This window comes from Christiangramia sp. 3-2217-3z (assembly GCF_051195275.1).
GTDB classification, from domain to species: Bacteria; Bacteroidota; Bacteroidia; order Flavobacteriales; family Flavobacteriaceae; genus Christiangramia; species Christiangramia marina.
In genome coordinates this window covers 1-5,285 of the sequence record NZ_JBNJLI010000021.1, presented here as the reverse complement: position 1 = coordinate 5,285, position 5,285 = coordinate 1, and the positions used below count along the sequence as shown (strand labels likewise).

The window sequence follows — 5,285 nt, the reverse complement described above, 5'->3', positions numbered from 1 at the left end:
AGAAACCAGGAAACAATAACCTAAGCGGACTAATCCGAATACCTTCAACCACAACTGACGATTATTCGAAACCGTTAGTTGCAAGTTTTAAACAAAATTGAATCCAGTATTTATGCAAAGAAGAATAGAAATAATTAACCCTTGTAATCAAGACTGGCAATCAATGAAAAGCCAAGATGGAAATAAATTTTGCGATAAATGTCAAAAAGAAGTTATTGATTTTACCGGATATAGTAAGAATGAAATTTTTAAAAAAATTAAAGGAAAAGGAGAGGTATGTGGAAAACTGAATCCGTACCAATTAGAAAACAAAATTGAGTCAAAACAATTAGGTAATCAATACTTTACAAAATTAGCTTTTTTTATTGGCCTTAGTTCCATAATTGGTTTAACCGAGCCAGTAAGTGCTAATTCAACTAAGCCAAAAATTGAGCAAACGGACAAAACACAATGGAAAAGTATAATACCTAATAAGAAGGTTCAAGATTCAATAACAATTAAAGGGAAGGTTACTGATTCAGACGGTCAACCGATACCTGGAACCAACGTTGTTTTCAAAAATTCAAAAATTGGAACACAAAGTAATTTAGAAGGAGAATTCAATTTTAAAATTCCAACTGAAAAACTGGGAGAAAAAAATTTCCTCATTTTCTCTTTTATTGGTTTTGAAATGAAAGAGGTGAGATTCTATAAAAATAACAAGTATTTCAATATCCAAATGATTGAAGACAATACGCCACTAGGTGGAATCGCAATAGTTCAAGATCGTAACGTATTTGATAAGGTTGGATATTTTTTTCATAACTTATTTTCGAACCATAAAACCTGCAACTAACAACGGTTAATCGCCAATAAGCGGCAGCGTTAGAAAGAAAATAATTAACTTGACCAAAAAACCAATACTAAGCCGACAAATCCGCGTCCCCTACTCCGCCAACTGGCGATAACCGAAACCGTTGCCAGCAATAGCTTAATTAAAAATTCATATCAATACACAAGTTAGATTAAATATACTTAATCAATTTTATTAGTTTAGCTTGCTAATTAGAATCAATATTAATTCATTGAAAAACACGAACAAGAAATCAAAGGAATCTTATTCATTTCTTTGGCTTATTCTAGTAACCGCAGTCATTTTATCAGTAGTCTATTTTACAATGAGAAATGATTGGGCTAATTGGGCCTATCCATTAGATGAAAATAGAAATGGTCAGCTGATGAAAGATTTCATTAGTATGCTCGGTGGATTAATAGTTTTAGCTGGATTATATATTTCATTTATTAGATCAAGAGCAATGGATCGCAACGTTCAAAATAATTCTGAACAATTGAAAATCCAAGGCGAAAATCTGAAGATCCAAACTTCACAAATCGAAATTTCAAGAGAAAGCATTGTTAATGATCAATTTAAAAATGCAGTAGAGCATTTGGGAGATGATAAAGAACCAATAATACTTGGAGGTATTGCAGAACTAAATTTACTTGCTTCAAATTATCCAGATAAATTCGCATCTATAGTAGTTAACATTTACTGTAATTACATTAAATCTGAAGCTCCGGAAAAGAAATCTGATGATGATATTAAAAAAAATGTAATTCGTTCGATCATAGAAAATTTATCAAAAAATAAGGTTTTTCATCCCTTTGAAAAAAATCTTCAATTCACAAATCTAGGATGTGTAGATTTATCAAACTTTGAGTTGAATAACTTTGATTTGAGCTATTCTATTTTACCATATAGTCTAATTGATGGTAAAATAAATAACTGTGAGATAAATAGGTCAAAGAAAAGTGTTGTTAGAATGGAGCATATCAAATTTTCAAATTGCAATATGCATTTGTTATTCGAAAATGGAACTATCAGTAACTGTACTTTTGATCAGGATTGCTTTGTACATTTTTTAATTTTAGACACCGATTTTGAGAATGTAGATTTTAATAATGATATAGGTAGATCTGAATTTTACAACTGTTTATTTACAAACTGTAACTTTATGAATTCGCAATATGGTTTTCGATATTATTGCTGCTCCTTTGAATTTACAAGTTTTAAGGGAGAGTTTCTTTCAGAAACATTTTTCTTTTGTTCATATTTTAAAAATGTAGAAATAGAATCATATCTAAAAGGCAATGACTTTACAGGAGGTAAATTAAATCATGGATATCACGGTGTTTATCCTTTTAGCATTAAGGTCAAAGAAAGTTTGATTAATGAAACAGATTTATCAGGAATAAATTTTTCAAGTAATTTAGTTGGACAGAAAACACATGAGACTGAGTATATGATGTCAGAAAAGATTGCTAATCATGTAGTAGATATGTATAATACTAGAGTTGATGATTTTAGTCAATTTAAAAAAACGAAACATATAGAAATACCAATAAATTGGGAAAAAGTAGACCCACATTAATGTGAGCCTACTTTAATCTATCTACCTCTAATTATTAAATAGATAAGTAAAAGGGTGATAGTATCACTCATAACTTAAAATTTCATTTAGAATTATTTAATCGAAAAGACAGAAAATGTTCTAAATGACTGCTGTCTTCTGTATGTTTCATAACAATTCATTACCTCAAAGGTTTTGTGAGGTAATAAAAGACCTGGAAATCTAACTATATTGAGAAAGGGTTTTAAATATGTTCCTTTTATTTGGATTGAAGTAAATCGTTTTTTAAATATAAAAGTAATTCGCTACTGCAGGCAACATCGGTTCATCGCAAATAACGGGTATTGTCGAAAAAGTGTAATTTTAGAAACCAGGAAAGAAATGGTTAATCCGACAAGTCCGCGTCCCTACTCCCGCAACTTGCGATAACCGTAACCGTTATGGGCAATTAAATTTATAAATTCAACTAAACAATAAATCATTATGAAGAAAACTACACACATTTTATTATTATTTACAATTATTTTAAGTCTATTCTCCTGTAGTAAAGAAGATGATAATGAACAACCAAGTAATGGAGTTTTTATAAGCATCAATAATGATTTAAGAGAGCCAAGTTTAAATAATACTTCCAATTACCAAATTGAGTTATCGAGTTATAGTTTCAATTCAACAAATCGAGAGCCATCAGGAATCCAATTTGTAATGGATATTCACGATCCAGATAAACAATACATCGGTGGAATTGGCGGAATAACAACTTGCGCAGAATTGGAAGTTTTTATTGATGTCTTTAGAACGGATTTAGAAAGTCCTAAGACGATTAGTACAATTTTCAATGCATATGGACAATCAAAAGAAGAAAAACAAGATAAAGCGGAAGTATTTATAAGATTTAAAAATGATGAGGATGATGTAATTATGGCCGGAACAGCTTTAGAAAATCAGACCATTAATGTGAAAAATGAAAATGGAGAATATGTAACAATCTTTGAAAATTTAACTTTTGAAAGTACTGACGGTACTACTAATTTCACTGCAAGTGGAAGAATTATAGCTAATTAACTTATACAAATGAAAATTAACGATATTGTTAGGTACAAAAAATTTCCTTTTGAAAACGATCTCTTTAAAATTGTAGGAACCAAAGATATACCTTGGACTAAAGCAACACCTTATAAACCTGGTGGTACTAAAATCAAGGTAGAAAAGGATAAGGATTTTGTTCTTTTAAAGAAAAACGAAAATAATTATAACACTATTGGGATTGACGAAAACGGACTCCAAGTTCATAAAAAAGATTTAGAACTATTTAAAAGCCCATAACAACGGTTCATCGCCAATAAGCGGCACCGATAGTATGAAAATAATTAACTTGACCAACAAACCAAAACTAAGCCGACAAATCCGCGTTCCCTACTCCGCCAACTGGCGATAACCGAGACCGTTGGCAACAAGCAATAGAGAAATGGTGCTAAAACCTAAAATCGGAATAGATAATATCAAGTTTGGAATGACGGAAAAAGAAGTTATTTCAATTTTAGGTAAACCGGATAGAAGATATTTGGAAGAAGATACTGATGATAACGAAATAGTATTGGAATGGAAAAACAGATTATTACGTTTGACCTTTTACCAAGATAAAAATAAACGGTTTGGATATCTAAGAACTAGAAATAAAAATTTAGTTTTTGAAGAAAAGAAAATCATTGATCAACCTTTAAAACTTGTCCAGAAAGAAATTTTCAAAAAAACCAAAAACTGGGAAAAAGACGATTATAATTTTCAGACCGTTTACTTTGATGAAGAAAATTGGCTCGCATTAAATTGTGAATATGACCTAGTCTTAGAACTGGAAATGGGAGTTCCTTTCAAGAATGACAGTGACTACGATTGGCCAAAATAACCTCAAAACTAAAACTATTGATTAGATGAAAAATTTCCTGGACAAATATTCCAAAAAACCAGATTCACTATTTCAAAGATTATTTTTTGGATTCTTATTCGGTTTATTACCATTCACTATTCTATTTATAATCCTGAGCTTAATAGGTGTAGAACCTGTAAATTTTAATGGTAAAGAATATTATGGATTTTCAGGCGCTTTAATATTAATAGTCGCTACTCCAGTATCCGCAATAACATTTACGGTTTTCATTTATGTCTATCTAATGATTGGACATTTAGTCTTAAAGAGTTTAAATAAAGTTTTCAATTAATTGCCAGTTGCCAACAACGGCTCATCGCCAATAACGGGTTTAGTCGAAAAAGTGTAATTTTATAAACCAGGAAACAAAACAAATAAGCCGACAACTCCGCTTCCCAACTCCCGTAACTGGCGATAGCCGAGACCGTTGTGAGCAAGCCAAGAAAAAAAATCGAAAAGAAGAAAAGTTTGAAAATTAAAAAAAGGGAATAAATAAAGAATCTATTGAAAAAATACTTTTGGATTTTCTTGATTTCATAATTGGTTTTATTTAATCCAAATGATGCAAAATGACATTGAATAAACACATTTCCCATAGAATTTTAATTTTTGGAATAATCCTTATAATTATTGCATTTGGATTCTATTTAAAATATCAATTTTATAATGATGGGACAGAATTCTTTCAATTCATATTCTCTACTATAATTTGGCTAATTTTAAGTGCTTCTTTTTTGTTGTTTGAAAGTTCAGAGCTAAAGAAAAACTCAATTGATAAAAAGAAAAGAAAATTCAATTTAATAACGGGAATATCAATTTTCATAATAATCGGAATAATAATTATTCAATTAATATTTGGTGCTGCAAAAGCTTTTTAAAGAAGAGAGGTATTGAAGGCTTCCCTGTTTTTCATACAGTTTAAAAATCAACTATTTTTAAGTTATGAAGAAAAGCAGATTTACAGAAGC

General features: G+C 30.2%; 7 protein-coding genes. All 7 read left to right on the top strand.

Going from position 1 to position 5,285, the window contains the following annotated elements; all coding sequences use genetic code 11:
* Positions 1-112 precede the first annotated feature (112 nt).
* Positions 113-835: a carboxypeptidase-like regulatory domain-containing protein gene (locus ACSHZO_RS15600; protein ID WP_298248383.1), complete on the top strand. Its 723-nt coding sequence runs from the start codon at positions 113-115 to the stop codon at positions 833-835.
* Positions 836-1,157: 322 nt separating this feature from the next.
* Positions 1,158-2,411: a pentapeptide repeat-containing protein gene (locus tag ACSHZO_RS15595; protein ID WP_298248382.1), complete on the top strand. Its 1,254-nt coding sequence runs from the start codon at positions 1,158-1,160 to the stop codon at positions 2,409-2,411.
* A gap of 462 nt (positions 2,412-2,873) precedes the next feature.
* A complete protein-coding gene (locus ACSHZO_RS15590) occupies positions 2,874-3,455 on the top strand; it encodes a hypothetical protein (RefSeq protein ID WP_298248381.1) in 582 nt (193 codons plus the stop codon).
* A gap of 9 nt (positions 3,456-3,464) precedes the next feature.
* Complete coding sequence (locus tag ACSHZO_RS15585) at positions 3,465-3,716, top strand: hypothetical protein (RefSeq protein ID WP_298248380.1); 252 nt, start codon at positions 3,465-3,467, stop codon at positions 3,714-3,716.
* 121 nt (positions 3,717-3,837) lie between these two features.
* A complete protein-coding gene (locus tag ACSHZO_RS15580; protein WP_298248379.1) occupies positions 3,838-4,296 on the top strand; it encodes a hypothetical protein in 459 nt (152 codons plus the stop codon).
* A gap of 25 nt (positions 4,297-4,321) precedes the next feature.
* The gene (locus ACSHZO_RS15575) at positions 4,322-4,609 is read left to right on the top strand and encodes a hypothetical protein (RefSeq protein ID WP_298248378.1); all 288 of its coding nucleotides are present in this window, start codon (positions 4,322-4,324) and stop codon (positions 4,607-4,609) included.
* Between the two features lie 277 nt (positions 4,610-4,886).
* Entirely contained in the window at positions 4,887-5,195 is a 309-nt protein-coding gene (locus ACSHZO_RS15570; RefSeq protein ID WP_298248377.1) for a hypothetical protein, read from the top strand.
* Positions 5,196-5,285: the final 90 nt, after the last annotated feature.